15 protein-coding genes are annotated in these 14,905 nt (G+C 65.5%); 10 read left to right on the forward strand and 5 right to left on the reverse strand.

Annotated elements, in window-relative coordinates; translation table 11 throughout:
• Positions 1-65: 65 nt before the first annotated feature.
• The gene (locus ACFEMD_RS14540; protein ID WP_394741774.1) at positions 66-1,811 is read left to right on the forward strand and encodes a cation:proton antiporter; all 1,746 of its coding nucleotides are present in this window, start codon (positions 66-68) and stop codon (positions 1,809-1,811) included.
• Positions 1,804-3,516 carry a cation:proton antiporter domain-containing protein gene (locus ACFEMD_RS14545; RefSeq protein ID WP_394741776.1) on the forward strand — a complete coding sequence of 571 codons (1,713 nt, stop codon included), beginning with the start codon at positions 1,804-1,806 and terminating at the stop codon, positions 3,514-3,516. The genes ACFEMD_RS14540 and ACFEMD_RS14545 overlap by 8 nt, the downstream gene beginning before the upstream one ends.
• A gap of 85 nt (positions 3,517-3,601) precedes the next feature.
• On the opposite strand, the gene ACFEMD_RS14550 is transcribed toward ACFEMD_RS14545, so the two are convergent.
• Complete coding sequence (locus ACFEMD_RS14550; RefSeq protein ID WP_394741778.1) at positions 3,602-3,796, reverse strand: hypothetical protein; 195 nt, start codon at positions 3,794-3,796, stop codon at positions 3,602-3,604.
• 105 nt (positions 3,797-3,901) lie between these two features.
• Between ACFEMD_RS14550 and ACFEMD_RS14555 the strand changes: the two genes are divergently transcribed.
• Positions 3,902-4,585, forward strand: coding sequence for an HAD family hydrolase (locus ACFEMD_RS14555; RefSeq protein ID WP_394741780.1), 684 nt, complete (start codon positions 3,902-3,904; stop codon positions 4,583-4,585).
• 13 nt (positions 4,586-4,598) lie between these two features.
• On the opposite strand, the gene ACFEMD_RS14560 is transcribed toward ACFEMD_RS14555, so the two are convergent.
• Genes ACFEMD_RS14560 through ACFEMD_RS14570 form a run of 3 tightly spaced genes read right to left on the reverse strand, consistent with a single transcriptional unit; the run spans position 4,599 to position 6,148 of the window.
• Entirely contained in the window at positions 4,599-4,982 is a 384-nt protein-coding gene (locus ACFEMD_RS14560) for a hypothetical protein (RefSeq protein WP_394741781.1), read from the reverse strand.
• Between the two features lie 23 nt (positions 4,983-5,005).
• Positions 5,006-5,458, reverse strand: a complete 453-nt coding sequence (locus ACFEMD_RS14565) for a DUF2240 family protein (RefSeq protein WP_005559297.1) — start codon at positions 5,456-5,458, stop codon at positions 5,006-5,008.
• Between the two features lie 51 nt (positions 5,459-5,509).
• Entirely contained in the window at positions 5,510-6,148 is a 639-nt protein-coding gene (locus tag ACFEMD_RS14570; RefSeq protein ID WP_005559299.1) for a hypothetical protein, read from the reverse strand.
• 197 nt (positions 6,149-6,345) lie between these two features.
• Here ACFEMD_RS14570 and ACFEMD_RS14575 point away from each other — a divergent pair, with 197 nt between their 5' ends.
• The 7 genes from ACFEMD_RS14575 to ACFEMD_RS14605 all read left to right on the forward strand — a co-directional run bounded on the left by ACFEMD_RS14575 (position 6,346) and on the right by ACFEMD_RS14605 (position 14,329).
• A complete protein-coding gene (locus tag ACFEMD_RS14575) occupies positions 6,346-7,923 on the forward strand; it encodes an ABC transporter substrate-binding protein (RefSeq protein WP_394741782.1) in 1,578 nt (525 codons plus the stop codon).
• A 112-nt stretch (positions 7,924-8,035) separates the two neighbouring features.
• The gene (locus tag ACFEMD_RS14580; protein WP_394741784.1) at positions 8,036-9,025 is read left to right on the forward strand and encodes an ABC transporter permease; all 990 of its coding nucleotides are present in this window, start codon (positions 8,036-8,038) and stop codon (positions 9,023-9,025) included.
• The gene (locus tag ACFEMD_RS14585; protein WP_394741785.1) at positions 9,022-10,020 is read left to right on the forward strand and encodes an ABC transporter permease; all 999 of its coding nucleotides are present in this window, start codon (positions 9,022-9,024) and stop codon (positions 10,018-10,020) included. Before ACFEMD_RS14580 ends, ACFEMD_RS14585 begins: the two co-directional genes overlap by 4 nt.
• 1 nt (position 10,021) lies before the next feature.
• Positions 10,022-11,299 (forward strand): ABC transporter ATP-binding protein, encoded by a 1,278-nt coding sequence (locus ACFEMD_RS14590; protein ID WP_394741787.1) that lies wholly within the window; start codon positions 10,022-10,024, stop codon positions 11,297-11,299.
• On the forward strand, positions 11,296-12,900 hold the full coding sequence (locus ACFEMD_RS14595) for an ABC transporter ATP-binding protein (RefSeq protein ID WP_394741788.1): 1,605 nt from the start codon (positions 11,296-11,298) through the stop codon (positions 12,898-12,900). The genes ACFEMD_RS14590 and ACFEMD_RS14595 overlap by 4 nt, the downstream gene beginning before the upstream one ends.
• Before the next feature lie 106 nt (positions 12,901-13,006).
• Positions 13,007-13,366 (forward strand): DUF7344 domain-containing protein, encoded by a 360-nt coding sequence (locus ACFEMD_RS14600; RefSeq protein ID WP_394741789.1) that lies wholly within the window; start codon positions 13,007-13,009, stop codon positions 13,364-13,366.
• A gap of 39 nt (positions 13,367-13,405) precedes the next feature.
• On the forward strand, positions 13,406-14,329 hold the full coding sequence (locus ACFEMD_RS14605; protein WP_394741790.1) for a DMT family transporter: 924 nt from the start codon (positions 13,406-13,408) through the stop codon (positions 14,327-14,329).
• Positions 14,330-14,338: 9 nt separating this feature from the next.
• Here the strand turns inward: ACFEMD_RS14605 and ACFEMD_RS14610 are convergent, their stop codons facing one another.
• On the reverse strand, positions 14,339-14,590 hold the full coding sequence (locus ACFEMD_RS14610) for a hypothetical protein (protein ID WP_394741791.1): 252 nt from the start codon (positions 14,588-14,590) through the stop codon (positions 14,339-14,341).
• Positions 14,591-14,905: the final 315 nt, after the last annotated feature.

Here is a 14,905-nt window from a genome sequence, read left to right on the forward strand (position 1 = left end):
GTTGCACGGCCGGAACGCAATACATAAAACCGGACTGCGCAAACACGGAGACGACGTGGCCCGAAATGAGTGAGATCGCGCTCGCCGCCGACTTCGCTATCATCATCGTCGTCGCCACAGCCGTCGGACTGATCGCCCGGCAGACGGGCCAGCCGACGATCATCGCCTACATTCTGACCGGAATTATCCTCGGTCCGGTGATGTTCGACGTCGTCACCGACGAGGGGCTCGTCGACCTGATGGCCGAACTCGGACTCGGCTTTCTGCTGTTCTTGCTGGGGATGAAGATGCGCTTCGAGGACATCCGGGAGATCCTCCGTCCGATCACGAACGTCGCGATCGGACAGACGGTGCTCCAGACCGCGCTCGCGTTCCTGGTCGCGCTCGTCCTCGGCTTCGGCACGACCGAGGTGCTCGTCATCGCGCTGGCGACCGTCTTCGGCGCGACGCCGATCATCGTCAAGGTGCTCACCGACAAGGACGAGATCACGTCGCTACCCGGAAAGATCGACGTCGGGGTGCTCATCGTTCAGGACATTTACCTCGTCGTCGTGCTGGCGCTTTTCAGCGCCGACTCGCTCGACAACGCGGGCGAGATCGCCACGACGCTCGCCGTCATCTTCGTCATGATGGGCTTTATCGGCCTCTTCTCGATCGCATCCTCGCGCTACCTCCTGCCGCGGGTCTTCCGGCGGATCGCCAACAACAAGGACGTCTTCCTGATCGTCGCGATCGCGTGGGCGTTTCTCTTCATCGCGATCGCGGAAGGGTTCGATCTCTCCGTCGAGGTCGGCGCGTTCCTGGCGGGGATCAGCCTCGCACAGCTCCCCTACAGCAAGGAACTCGAGGATCGGATTACCCCGATTACGGACTTCTTCATCCTCGTGTTCTTCGCGAGCATCGGGCTCCAGATCGAGGGTGTCGGCGCCCTGCTGGCCTACTGGCAGGAGGCGATCATCGCGTCGATCGTCTTGATGGTCGGCAACTTCTGGATCATGTTCTACCTCATCGACCGCGAGGGCTTCAGCGTCGAGACCTCGTTCCTGGGCTCGATCAACATGGTTCAGGTCAGCGAGTTCTCGCTCGTCGTCGGCGCGCTCGCCTTTACGCAGGGGTACATCGGCTCCGACGTGCTGGGCTACCTGAGTCTGATGGCGCTGCTGACGATGAGCGTCTCCACATACATCATCTCGTACAACCACACGATCTACCGCTGGGTGAAGCCGTGGTTCAGTCGGTTCGAGTCCGAGGAGAAGATCGACACCGACCTTGCAGAGTACAAGAACCACGCCATCGCGATCGGCTACGACGAGGTCACCGAGCGAGCGCTTCCGGTCCTCGAGGAGCGGTACGGGACCGTCGTCGTCATCGATCGCAAGACCGAACACATCGACGAGATCGAGCGGGAGGGACGCTACGACCACATCTTCGGCGACTTCCGCCACGGCGAGGTCCGAAAGGCGGCGAACTTAAAGAACGCGAGCTTCGTCCTGAGCTCGAGCGTTCAGGTCGACGTCAACAAGGCCGTCCTCGACGAAGCTCCGGACGACGCGACGGTGTTCGTCGAGGCCGAGCGGATCGACGACGCCCGCGACCTCTACGACCGCGGTGCGGCGTACGTCATCATGAGCACGTACCTGACCGCCGAGAAGCTGAGCGAGTTCCTCGAGCAGTACGTCACCGACCGAGCAGCCTTCATGGACGCCATCGAGCAAGACATCGAGCGGATTCGACGCGAGGGGCGTATCGAAACGGACGAACTGCGACCGGAATCGGCGCGAGCCGAGAGCGGAGGTGAATCCGATGGCTGAGCTGGTCATCGCCCTCTCGGTCGTCTTCGTTACCGCCGGGATCCTGTTGCTGTTTGCGAACCACTTCGGGCTCTCACCGATCCCGTTTTACATCATCGCGGGCCTGATCGTCGGCTTCGTCGGCGAGATGGGAGTGGTCGCGATCGAACAGACAGATCTCGTCGAGCTCGCTCAGTGGGGGATCGCCTTCCTGGTGTTCGTCTTCGGCATCCGCGTCGAGTTCGACGCGCTCCGATCGGTCATCAGGGACGGCGAGGGGGCGGCGATCACGCTGCTGGTCGTCGTCGCGCCGATCGCGCTCGGGATCGGATACCTGTTCAGCACCTGGTTCGGCTTCGACGACCCCGTGCGAAACGCGATCTACTTCAGCGCCGCGGCGACGCTGAGCTCGACGATCGTCGGCGCCGGACTGCTCGAGACGGAGATCCGCAACAACCTCGTCCACGGACGTCTCGCCAACTCGGTCCATTTCTTCGACGACCTCGTCGCGGTCGGGCTCATCCTGATCCTCTCGGCCGAGGTGTTCACCGCGGACGTCGTCACGTCACAGATCGGGTACGGCGTCCTGTTTCTGGTCGCGGGGCTGCTCATCTACCGCCACGGGTTCCCGCTCCTGATTCGGCTGGCCGACGGCGTCGAGGAACTCGTCCTGATGGGGAGTATCTCGATCCTCATCGGCTTCATCGCCGCCGCGGAGTACGTCGGTATCTCGATCGTCGTCGGCGCGTTCGCGGCCGGGATCGCCGTCCGTAGCGAGGGCGCCGAATCGCTCGGCGTCCGAAACGGGATCAGCTCGATCAGAGACTTCTTCGTCGCCATCTTCTTCGTCACCGTGGGCGCGCTCGTCCAGTTTCCCACCGTGGAGATGGCGACGATCGCGCTCGCGCTCGTCGGTCTCGTGCTCGTCGTCAATCCGATCGTCCTCATGCTCGCCTTCACGTACGAGGGATACGACGCTCGCACCGGCTATCTCGCTAGCTCGACCCTGAACCAGGTCAGCGAACTCTCGCTGGTCATCGCGATCCAGGCGCTGCTCCTCGGAACCATCGCCCCGACCCTGTTCGACGCGATCATCCTCGCCGCGGCGATCACGATGATCCTCACTTCCGTCGCCAGACGCTACGAGGACGACGTCTACGAGAGGATCGTTAACCGATTCGTTGGCAGGCGCCAGACCAGAAAGATCGACGAGCGCAGCTCCGTCAAAAGCGGGCTCGAGGGTCACATCGTCCTCGTCGGCTACGGACGCCAGGGCCGGTGGCTCGTCGAGACGTTCGAACGGATCGACGCAGAGTACGTCGTCATCGAGAACGACCCGGTCGTCTGGGACGACCTCCGCGCCGAGTGCCGCAACTACGTGCTCGGCGACGCGATGGCCCGGTACCCCTGGCAGAAAGCCAACGTCGACGCGGCGTCGCTCGTCGTCTCGACCGTCGAGCACCGGCCGGTTTCGGAGGCGATCCTCGTCCAGGCGGACTGCGATACGATCCTCCGGGCCGAAACCTCGCAGGAGGGCCGCGAACTGCTCGATGAGGGGGCGACGTTCGTCAACGTTCCGAACGTCCTCGCGGCGGATCAGCTCGTCGAGACCGTCGAGACGGTGGTCGCGGACGAGCGCTCGCGGGAGACGCTCCGAGAACAACACCGTGACACCCTCGCCACCCTCGAGCGCTACGGGTTCGCCACGCAATTCGGCGACGGCTGAGACGGTTTACTGAACGGGTTCTCGGAGCGGTCACGTGGCTGTTACGATCGCTCCGGAACCGTCGTACAGGAGTCCGCCAGCGTCCTCAGATGGGACCACCCAGATACTCGTGGACGACGACGACGAGCGCGAGCCCGCCGACGAACAGCACCATCGCGAGGAGTACGGACAGCTCTATTGCGTCGGCGAGCGCGAGCGCTCCGAACACGGCGAGTCCGACCCCGACGGCGTACATTCCGAGGTTTCGAACGAGATCGGCGACGGCAACTGAGTCGAGCATAGTCGTCGATACGGCGGACCCGCTAGTAAATCCGGCCTTTCGCGCCGCCCCGGCGGGCTCCGACCGAACGGTAGCTTCAAACGAGTCGAACCCCTTCGGTCGGATATGTTACAGGCGGTCGTCTTCGACCTCGATTACACGCTCGCGGTTCCCCAGCGGGATCGGACGACGATCCTCGAGGCGGCGACCGACGCCGCCGGCGCGCCCGAACTGTCCCGAGCCGACTACCTCGAGGCCCATCGCCGGAACCTCACGCAGGAAACCCGGGAGCCGATCTTCACCGAGCTGCTCGAGGACCGGGAGACCGATGCCGAGCCGGCCGAGGTCGCCGCGGCCTACCGCGAGGAGATCGCCGCCGACCTCGAGCCCCTGCCGGGCGTCGAGTCCATGCTCGCGACGCTACACGAGCGCTACCGGATCGGACTGCTGACGAACGGTCCCGTCCGCGCCCAGCGGGACAAGCTGACGACGCTCGGCTGGGAGGACGCCTTCGACGCGGCGCTGGTAACCGGCGAGCTCGAGGCGGGCAAACCCGATCCTCGCGCGTTCGAGGCGATCGCGGACGAGCTCGCCGTCGATCCCGAACGGACGGTGTACGTCGGCGACGAGGTCGAGGCCGACGTCGAGGGTGCGACCGGAGCCGGGATGACCGCGATCCAGATCCTGCTCGAGGACGGCCCTGAACCCGACCCGCGTGCGGCCGCTCACGTCGAACAGGAGGCCGTCGCGACGGCGGTCCCCGAGGCGGTCGCCGCGCTCGAGGGGACGAACTCGACGATCGGATCGTAGCGCTCGAGGAGCGTTAGCCGTCCGCGACGACGGCGTCGACGACGTCGGTCGCTCGTTTTACCGCGGCGCCGTTCTCGACGAACACCAGCGTCTTCGGCGGTTTCGATGCTTTCGGTCGGACGCGCAACTCGAGGCCCGTCGCCGTCTCGGCCGCGAGCTCCTGCCCGCGCTCGAACTCGAGGCGGAGCCGATCCGGGTGGATGAACACCCGGGCGATGCGGTCGGCCTCCGTTCCGGCGACGAGGTCGTACGCCCGCGCGCCGTCGGCCGACGGCTCGACGTTCCGGTCTGCGTCCGTGACCGAGACGGTCTCGAGCGCCCCGTCCTCGCGTCCGTCGAGCTCCGAGGCGAGCAGTTCGGCGATCCGTCGGCCGTCGGTGGTTCGTTCCTCGACCATGGCCGAGGTCGGTCGTCGGCGACCTAACGCTCTTCGATCAGCGCCGAGCGAGCGACCGGGACGAGTTCGGAGACGTCGATCCCCCGGCGGCGAGCGTAGACGACGGCCGCGGTCTCGATCGTCACCCCCAGCTCCCCCTGCAGGCCGTTTATCGCGCCGACCGCCTCGTGTTTCTCGACGCCCTCGGCGACGAGGCCGTCGAGAACCCGCTCGAACGCCGACCGTTCCCGGAGCAGATCCTCGTCGGGGACGAACTCCTCGGGGATCCGAACGTCGGTGGGGTCGAAGGCGGCGACGAGGTCGCCGTCCTCGTGGTCGAGCAGCCCCTCCTGGGTCGCGACGTCGATCAGCCGCTTCGCCTGGTCGGGCGAGAACCAGTCGCGATCCAGCGAGAGCGCGACGACGACGGCGTGTTCCTGCAGGCGGTCGGTTCCGTGCTGGATGAAGGGGGCTGCGACGGCGACGCGAAGACTCATCGAGGACGACTCTCTCGAGGGACGGAAAAACGATGGCGGTTCCGGTCGGACTCAGTCCGAGGCGCGGCCTCCGCCGTTGCGGTCGGCCCGCGAGGGCGGCGGGAACTCGGTCGGCGCGGTCGCCTCGGGCGGTTCGGGGAGAACGCAGCGATCGGGTTCGCGGTTGACGTGCTGGTACTGTGCCGGCGCGTTCGCGAGCGGATGAGCGGGGTTCTGATCGCTGTCGATCCGTGCGGCGCGGATCTCCGCGAAGCCGTTGAGTCGTGCTTGAATCCCGCGCCAGTGATACCGGGTAGCCGTCGGCACCGAGATCGGCTGTGGTGGCTTCCGGTCGGGATGACCGATGGCGAGGACGGTGTTGTTGACGTTGCTGGCGAGGGCATCGTGATCGATGAGAACGCCGACCCGAGCGTCCGCCGGGGCTCGAGCCGCCAGCACGTCGAGGCCGAGATGTAGCGCTCGGTACTCGGCGACGTTGTTGTCCGGCGGCGCGTCCGCGGTCGCGATCCGAGCGACGCGGGTGCCGTCGCGCGTTTCGATGACGGCGCCCAGGCCACCGCCCGACTCGCGAAAGGACCCATCGGTAGCGACGTAGAAGTCGCGATGGTGGGTTCGTGGAGGGTGGGCGATGTGGGGCGTGGGCGACTCGTCGAACAGGTCCCGCAGGGCAGACCGGCCGTGAGCGGCCATACTGGATGTAGGTCATCTAGCTCACTTAAACTTGTGGCCGGTATCAGCCAGAGCAGTCGAGCGATCGCTACAAACTCGAGTCTGGTTGTAAATAGTTGTACAGTATGGCTTCTTACTGTCGATACCTGCACGGATCTGGTCCAAAACCGCGTAACAAACAACCAACCTTTATATTACATACACCTATTTCATAGAGTATGAAGGGTGCTGACAACCTGTATTCCGGTCGGCGATCCGTGCTGAAGGCCACCGGCGTAATCGGTGCAACGGCTGGTCTGGGCGCCATCGCGGGCTGTCTCGACGACCCCGAGGGCGACGACGACGACGACCTAGACGAGATCGTGATCACGCAGGGGGAGATCATCGAGAATCCGGATCCGAACGACCACATCACGGGACCGTACTTCAACGTCCTCGACCCCGTCTACGAGCCGCTGTTCAACGTGACGCCGGAGTTCGAGTTCGAATCCCGGGTCGTCGAGGAGTGGGAGGACACCGACGACGGCGCCGAACTCACGCTGCGCGACGACGTCGTCTTCCACAACGGCGACGAGATGACCGCCGAGGACGTCGCCTACACGTTCAACCGGATGATCGACCCCGAGCTCGGTATCGAGAGCGACCAGGCGGCCGGGCTGGGCGCGATCGACAACGCGGAGGCGCTCGACGACACGACCGTCCTCCTGGAACACGACGTCGCGCCGTCGCTGGCGGAGTTCGAGTACGCGAACTACGGCCGCGTCGTCAACCAGGAGTGGATCGAGGAGCAAGAACAGCCGGTCGCCGGCGACGACGAGGAGGCGTTCAACGGCACCGGTCCCTACGAGGTCGTCGAGTACGAGCCGGACGTCCAGGTCGTTCTCGAGCCGTTCGAGGACTACTGGGGTGACGAAGCGACCCTCGAACGGGTCGTCTTCAACCAGGACGGCGAGTCCAGCGGTCGCGCGAACGCGCTGGAAACCGGCGAGAGCGACATCGTCGACAACATCATTCCCGAGGACGTGCCGGGCGTCGACGACGCCGACGGCGTCGAGATTCGCGAAGAGACCAGCCTCCGGAACGTCTTCCTCGTGATGAAATCGGGCGTCGAGCCGTTCGACAGCACCGAGTTCCGCCAGGCGATGAACTACGCCGTCGACAACGAGGGAATCATCTCCGACGCGCTGGGCGGGTACGGCGAGGCGATGACCCAGCCGATTCCCGATGGTGTGTTCGGCCACAACCCGGACCTCGACACCTACGAGCAGGACATAGAGCAGGCCGAGGAGCTGGTCGAGGAGAGCGGCTACGCGGGCGAGGAGATCACGCTGTACTCCCCGGAGGGCCGGTACCTCAACGACGCCGACGTCGCCCAGATGGCTGCCGACCAGATCGACCAGCTCGACAACGTCGACTGTACCTTCGACACCGCGCCGTTTCCGGATATCTCCGACGCCAACAGCGCCGGCTACGACGACGAGGAGATGCCGTTCTTCCTGATCGGCTGGGGCGTCATCACGGGCGACTCCGACTACGGGCTCGCACCGTTCTTCGTCGAGGAGGCACCACAGGAGACGCTTCGCAACGAGGAGATCTCCGAGGCGATCCTCGAGAGCCAGACGATCGAGGACGAGGACGAACGCGAACAGCAGCTCCAGGAGATCAACGAGGAGCTCCGGGAGGAGGCGCCGTGGGTGTTCCTCCACTCCCAGGACAGCGTCTACGGGGTCCGCGAGGACCTCGAGTGGGAGCCCCGGACCGACGAGAGCATCTACCTCTGGGAGCTCGATAGCTGAGACTCCGAAGGGAGGGGTGGAAACGTTTCAGATCGCTATTCCGGAAGAACCACATACTCCTGGCAAAAAATTCGGCTACCGATACGTCTAACAGCGTTCGATCGACATACCAATGGCTTTTGGAAAATTCTTGCTCAAGCGAACCTTGCAGGGGATCCTCGTCGTCTGGGGGGTCGTGACGGTGTTGTTCGGGCTCCGGGCAGTGACACCCGGCGACCCGGTCAACCTGATCGTCGACCCGGCCGTCGACCAGGCAACCCGTGAACAGATCCGACAGGAACTCGGACTGGATCAACCGATCTACGTACAGTACGCCGACTACTTGCAGGACCTACTAGTTGGTGATCTGGGCTACTCCTACCAGGCGAGCCGACCGGTCTCGACGATGGTCATAGAGCGCGTTCCCGCAACGCTAGAGCTTGCGATCGCAGCGACGATCGTCGCGCTCGTGATTGCGATCCCGCTCGGCGTCATCAGCGGGACCCGTCGCAACGAGCCCGCCGACTACGGTGCGACGTCGTTCTCGCTCCTGGGGATCAGTACGCCGAACTTCTGGCTGGGGATCATGTTGATCCTGCTGCTGGCCGTTCAGCTGGACGTGTTCCCGACGGGCCGTCGCCCGGTGGCGTTCCACGACGCCTTGTGGATGTTCCTGACGACGTTTTACGTCGGCGATCTGCTCACCTGGCTCCACCACATCATCCTCCCGGCGGTCACCCTGGGAACGTACTTCACCGCGTTGATCACCCGGCTGACCAGAAGCGGCATGCTCGACGAGTACGGGAAACCGTACGTGACCGCGACCGAGGCGAAGGGCATTCCGGAGACGCTGGTCCGGTACAAACACGTCCTCCGGAACACGATGATCCCGATCATCACCGTGTTGGGACTGCAGCTCGGCCAGCTGATCGGCGGCGCGGTCGTCACGGAGACCGTCTTCTCCTGGCCCGGCCTCGGGCTGCGGCTCATCAACGCGATACATAACCTGGACTGGCCGCTCATTCAGGGCATCATCATCTTCATCGGTGTTAGCTTCGTGGTCATCAATATCGGCGTCGACGCGATCTACGCGAAACTCAACCCGCGGGTGCTAGACGAATGATTTCGGACCGAATCAAATCCAACCTCAGACAGGAGTTCCGGCGAAACCTGCTGCCGAAAATCGGACTCGCGATCCTCGTCGTTGTCGTGTTGATGGCGCTTTTCGCTCCCGTCCTCGCGACGCACAACCCGAACACGACGGGCCACTTCGACGACGGCAACTCCTACCCGCCGATGGGGATCAGTTACGACTCCTACGAGGTCGTCGACGGCGAGCGCGAGCCCTACTCCGTCGAGTACTCGAGCGACCACTACCTCGGGACGAACAACGTCGGACAGGACGTCTTCTCGCGGCTCCTGTACGGCGCCCGCACCTCCCTACTCGTGGGCATACTCGGCACCGGGCTCGCGGTGGCGATGGGCGTCCCGTTCGGGCTGGTGTCGGGATACTACGGCGGACGGGTCGACGACGCGATGATGCGGGTCGCCGACGTCATGCTCGCGTTCCCGTCGCTGGTGTTGGCGCTCGCGCTGATCGGCGTCTTCGGCTCGCTGTCGATACCGATCCCCGATCCGATCGTCGCAGCCGGCTTCGCCGAGGGGATGCCCTCGGCGACGATATTGCCCGGGACGATAACCGTCGTGGTCGGGCTCGTCACCTGGGTGTGGTTCGCCCGGGTCGCCCGCGGGGAGGCGATGGCGATCCGCAACGAGGAGTACGTCAAGGCCGCCCGCAGCCTCGGGGCGAGCAACGCGACGATCCTGCTCAAACACGTGCTACCGAACAGCCTGACGCCGGTGATCGTCCTCGCGACGATCCAGGTCGCGGCGGTCATCATCCTCGAGAGCTCGCTGTCGTACCTGGGCTTTTCAGGGACGACCCTCTCGTGGGGGTACGAGATCCAGCAGGGCCAGGACTACCTCCGAACGGCCTGGTGGGTCTCGACGGTCCCCGGGATCGGGATCGTGCTGTCGGTGATCAGTATCAACCTCCTCGGTGACTGGCTCCGGGACTCGCTGGATCCGAACATCGAGGGCGAAGGAGGGGGTGCCTAACATGACAGAGGATATTCTCCGCGTAAACGGACTGTCGACGCGATTCTTCACGGAACAGGGACAGGTAAACGCGGTCTCGGACCTCGACCTCCGGATCGAACGGGGCGAGGTGGTCGGGATCGTCGGCGAGAGCGGCAGCGGGAAGAGCGTGACCGCCCGATCGGTGATCGACCTCATCGAATCGCCGGGCGAGATCACCGAGGGTGAGATCTGGTTCAACGAACCCGACCTCGCCGACGCGGTCGCCGACGACCACCCCGAGGCCGTCGACGGCTCGTTCGTGAACTTACTCGAGGTGCCAAAGCGGGTCCGGCGGTCGCTTCGGGGCTCGTCGTTCAGCATGATCTTCCAGGATCCCGAAAGCAGCTTCAATCCGAGTCTCACCGTCGGCGAGCAGATCGCCGAGGCCGTCGAGGTCCAACAGCGGGCGAGCGCGAACCCCCGGTCGACGCGGGCGAAGACCCAGGAGTACTCGCTTGGCACGCTGATGCTGTCGACCGTGTTACCCTCGAAGAAGTACGTCAGCGAGGCCAGCCGCGAGCGGGCGATCGAGCTGCTCGAGCTAGTCGGTATCCCTGACCCCGTCGAACGGGCCGACGAGTACCCCCACGAGTACTCCGGGGGGATGCTCCAGCGGGCGATGATCGCTCAGGCGTTAGCCGGCGAACCCGATATCCTGGTTGCCGACGAGCCGACGACGGCGCTCGACGTGACGATCCAGGCCCAGGTGCTCGATCTGCTCGACGACCTGCAGGAAGAGACCGGCATGACGATCCTGCTGATCACGCACAACCTGGGCGTTGTCGCCCGAATGTGCAACCGCGTCGGCGTCATGTACGCCGGCGAGATCGTCGAGCGGGGCACGCTCGAGGACGTCTTCGACGACCACGTCCACCCCTACACCGAGGGGCTGTTGGGGTCGATTCCGGACCTGGAGGGAGCGGGAGGCCGTCTCGAGCCGATTCCGGGCAACGTGCCGAGCCTGCTCGACCACGAGATGCCCGATCGGTGTTACTTCGTGGATCGCTGTCCGAAGGCGATGGAGGACTGTCTCTCCCACCCGCCGGAGTACGACGGCGCCGGAAGCGCGGAACATGAGGTGCGCTGCGTGCTCGCGACCCGGGAGTACACCGAGGCGCGCGCACTGCCGGCCGACTACTTCGGGAAGGACGACCGAACGGCGGTCGACAAACACGCCGATCCCGACGGGTTCGAGGACGACGTCCAGCCCGAGCGGGCAGAGTCGACCATTGAGGGATCGGGAGGTGAGCGCCGATGAGCGCCGACGATCCCCTCGTCCGCGTCGACGGGCTCCAGAAGTACTTCTGGGAGAACGACTCCGTCCTCGATCGACTGCTCGGCGACGATCCGGTTCCCGTCCGGGCCGTCGACGGCGTGAGCTTCGACATCCGACCCGGCGAAACGCTCGGGCTCGTCGGCGAGTCCGGCTGTGGGAAATCGACCACGGGCGAGACCGTCCTTCGCCTCCAGGAGCCGACCGACGGCGACGTCGCTTTCGACGGAAGCAGTGTCTACGACCTCGAGGGCAAGTCGCTGACCGAGTTCCGGCGGAACGCCCAGGTCGTCTTTCAGGACCCGTTCTCGAGTCTGGATCCCCGGATGACGATCGGCGGAATCGTCACCCAGCCCCTCGAGATCCACGACTGGCCCTGGACCGACGCCGACGTCGAGAGCCGCGCCGAGTTGCGAACCGACGGGATCTCCGCGGATATCGTCTCGGTGACCGTCGCCGACGACGTCGACAAGCTCGTTTCGCCGGTCGACGGGGTCGCGACGGTCCACGTTACCGTCCGCTCGAGCGACGTCGCGGGCGACGTCGACCCCGACGAGCGGGGCGTCGCCGAAGCCGAGGGCGCCGTCGCGGAGGTCGCCGAGGATCTCTCGATCGACGTCGAGCGCGGCGACGGGATCGAAGTCCACGTTTCGGTCGGCCGTTCGACGAAGCAGCTCCGACTCGACCGCGCGCGGGACCTCCTCGAGCGGGTCGGGCTCTCGGTCGACCAGCTCGATCGCTACCCTCACGAGTTCTCGGGCGGCCAGCGCCAGCGCATCGGCATTGCCCGGGCGCTCGCGCTCGAGCCGGAGTTCATGGTGCTCGACGAGCCGACGTCGGCGCTGGACGTCTCGGTCCAGGCGCAGGTGCTGAACCTGCTCAACGATCTGCAGACGGAGTTCGATCTCACTTACCTGCTGATCAGCCACGATCTCTCGGTGATCCGTCACGTCTGTGACCGGGTCGCCGTGATGTACCTCGGCGAGATCGTCGAGATCGGTCCCGTCGATGAGCTGTTCGAGGACCCGAAACACCCCTACACACGGGCGTTGCTCGACAGCGTGCCGCGAGCCTCAACCGACGAGCGCGACCGCGAGCGCGAAACCCTCTCCGGGGACGTTCCCTCGCCGCGGGATCCGCCGAGTGGCTGTCGATTCCGGACCCGGTGTCCGAAGGTGATTCCGCCCGCGGACCTCGAGATCGACCAGGAGACCTTCCGCGAGCTGATGACGCTCCGCGAGCGCGTCGAGAGCCGCGATATCTCCCTCGAGACCGTCGGCGACGAGGACGAGTTCGACCTCGAGGACGGGACCGTCGCCGCGGCCGACGCCGACGCGTTCGCGATGGCGCTGAAGGGGCGACTGCTCGAGACCGAGCTTCCGCCGCGACACGACGGGGTCGTCGAGGACGCGCTGGCGTCGGTCGCGGTCGGCGACTGGGAGGAGGCAGCCGAGCGGCTCCGCGAGGAGTACGAGAGCGTCTGCGAGCGGCGGAATCCGGCCCTCGAGGCCGATGACCATCCCGTCGCCTGCCACCTCTACGACGAGGAGGCCGGGCGACGCGAGGCGCCCGCACCGGAGCGGTAGTCGGCCGTCCACCTTTTTTTCGAGCAGCCGAATGCGAGAGCATCACTCGCTCGGCCCAAACCGTTTTGGCAGCAGGTGTAATTACAAACGGCGGCTTCCCTCAGATATGACGCAGACCCCATCTCGCATGGAAGCTGCCTGTTCGCTGCTGGCCGAGTCCGAGCGTCGGTACCTCCTCTACCAGCTAGCCGAGACGCGGCGGGGGAACCTCGAGGACGTCGTCTCCGAGATCGCCGCCTGGGAGCGCGGCGAGGGCGGTTCGGTCGACTCGGAGGACAGACAGCGCGTATACGTCTCGCTGATCCACAATCACCTCCCGCGGCTGGCCGATTACGGTATCCTCGACTACGACCTCCGAAGCGGCGATATCGTCCTGACGGAGGGGTTCGACGACATCCGGCCGCTGCTCGAGCAGTTCAAGCAGACCGAGTCGGAGCCGGAGATCCGCGAGAAGCCGCTGCTGTAGATTCGAAACGCATAGCAGGTCGCCCGCGAAACGGTGACCGTGAGCCGCTACCGAAACCTCGCTCTCTTCTTGGTTCTCGCCGCTGCCTGGGGTAGTTCGTTCGTCGCGATCAGCGCGGGGCTCGATCACTTTCCGCCGGTGTTGTTCGCGGCGCTTCGCTACGACGTCGCGGGTGTAGCGATGCTCGCGTACGCGATCTACGCCGTCGATCACTGGCGACCCACCGGGCGCGAGGAGTGGGCGACCGTCGCGGTCGGCGCGGCGCTGTTGATCGGCGCCTACCACGTCTTTCTCTTCGTCGGCCAGCAGCACACGACCGCCGCCGCCGCGGCGGTGCTGGTGAGCCTCTCCCCGGTGTTGACGACCGGGTTCGCGCGGGCGCTCGTTCCGTCCGATGCGCTGTCGCCCGTCGGCGTCGCCGGCGTCTGCGTCGGCCTCGTCGGGGTCGGCGTCGTCGTCCAGCCCGACCCGTCGAACCTGTTCGCGACCGACGCCGTCGCGAAGCTGCTGGTGTTCTGTGCGGCCGCGGCGTTCGCGCTCGGCAGCGTCCTCACGAGGCGGCTCGAGGCCGATCTGCCGATCGAGACGATGGAGGCCTGGTCGATGCTCGGCGGGGCAGCCCTGATGCACCTCGTGAGCCTCGGCCTCCGCGAGCCGATCGAGCCGGCCACCTGGACCGATCTCGAGGCGATCGGGGCGCTCGCGTACCTCTCGATCGTCGCGAGCGCGCTCGGCTTTCTGCTGTACTTCGATCTGCTCGAGCGACTCGGCGCCGTCGAGATCAACATGGTCTCCTACGTCGCCCCGGTGTTCACGGCGATCGTCGGCTGGCTGTACCTCGGCGAGGTGATCGATGCGGCGACGATTGCCGGGTTCGCGCTGATCGCCTGCGGGTTCGTCCTCGTGAAGCGTCGTGCGATCGGCCAGGAGGTCGCCGCGGTCAGGCGGTGGGGATCGAGCTAACGGCGCGCCCTACCGACCGTACGCGTGGCCGACGTAGAGCGCGGCGAGGTTGAGCCCGAGCAGGGCCAGAAACGTGGCGGTCTCGGTCGCCGTCGACAGGCCGGTCGCCAGCAGCGGGACGTACAGAAAGGGGAGCACGATCGCCGACCAGAAGCCGGCCTTCCGAACGGAGTCGGCGACGTGGGGGGCGAGTCGCTCGAGGAGCCGATCGCCGTCCCGTCCCTCGGCGCGGGAGTCGTGAGTCGTTGAAGAGTTAGCCATCGAAACACCTGACCACGACTCGCGTTCCCACTCGGCGTCACATATATCGGCGCGACCGTTTCGATCGGTTGTGGACGGTTCATCCGAATAAGGGTCGAACTGAACCGAACCGAACGCGGACTCGCGGTCGGTGAGAGCGGTTGCGCCCGCAACGCGCCCTCAGAGCCACGGCTCGAGAATATGACTGTGTAGCTAGGGGTTCCAGCTGTTTGGCCGAGCGAACGATCGATCGAACCACCGGAAACGAACATCGAACCGTCCGAACCGCCTGGCGGCGCGGCGTCGTCGCGGGAACGAAACCGTTCGGAAACCGAG

The sequence above is a fragment of the Natronococcus roseus genome, from assembly GCF_043677095.1.
Classification (GTDB): domain Archaea; phylum Halobacteriota; class Halobacteria; order Halobacteriales; family Natrialbaceae; genus Natronococcus; species Natronococcus roseus.

Excerpts from the sequence above, each read along its gene's own strand:
- ACFEMD_RS14540 (WP_394741774.1), top strand. The coding sequence starts at position 66 with ATGAGTGAGATCGCGCTCGCCGCCGACTTCGCTATCATCATCGTCGTC.
- ACFEMD_RS14545 (WP_394741776.1), top strand. The coding sequence starts at position 1,804 with ATGGCTGAGCTGGTCATCGCCCTCTCGGTCGTCTTCGTTACCGCCGGG.
- ACFEMD_RS14550 (WP_394741778.1), bottom strand. The coding sequence starts at position 3,796 with ATGCTCGACTCAGTTGCCGTCGCCGATCTCGTTCGAAACCTCGGAATG.
- ACFEMD_RS14555 (WP_394741780.1), top strand. The coding sequence starts at position 3,902 with ATGTTACAGGCGGTCGTCTTCGACCTCGATTACACGCTCGCGGTTCCC.
- ACFEMD_RS14560 (WP_394741781.1), bottom strand. The coding sequence starts at position 4,982 with ATGGTCGAGGAACGAACCACCGACGGCCGACGGATCGCCGAACTGCTC.
- ACFEMD_RS14565 (WP_005559297.1), bottom strand. The coding sequence starts at position 5,458 with ATGAGTCTTCGCGTCGCCGTCGCAGCCCCCTTCATCCAGCACGGAACC.
- ACFEMD_RS14570 (WP_005559299.1), bottom strand. The coding sequence starts at position 6,148 with ATGGCCGCTCACGGCCGGTCTGCCCTGCGGGACCTGTTCGACGAGTCG.
- ACFEMD_RS14575 (WP_394741782.1), top strand. The coding sequence starts at position 6,346 with ATGAAGGGTGCTGACAACCTGTATTCCGGTCGGCGATCCGTGCTGAAG.
- ACFEMD_RS14580 (WP_394741784.1), top strand. The coding sequence starts at position 8,036 with ATGGCTTTTGGAAAATTCTTGCTCAAGCGAACCTTGCAGGGGATCCTC.
- ACFEMD_RS14585 (WP_394741785.1), top strand. The coding sequence starts at position 9,022 with ATGATTTCGGACCGAATCAAATCCAACCTCAGACAGGAGTTCCGGCGA.
- ACFEMD_RS14590 (WP_394741787.1), top strand. The coding sequence starts at position 10,022 with ATGACAGAGGATATTCTCCGCGTAAACGGACTGTCGACGCGATTCTTC.
- ACFEMD_RS14595 (WP_394741788.1), top strand. The coding sequence starts at position 11,296 with ATGAGCGCCGACGATCCCCTCGTCCGCGTCGACGGGCTCCAGAAGTAC.
- ACFEMD_RS14600 (WP_394741789.1), top strand. The coding sequence starts at position 13,007 with ATGACGCAGACCCCATCTCGCATGGAAGCTGCCTGTTCGCTGCTGGCC.
- ACFEMD_RS14610 (WP_394741791.1), bottom strand. The coding sequence starts at position 14,590 with ATGGCTAACTCTTCAACGACTCACGACTCCCGCGCCGAGGGACGGGAC.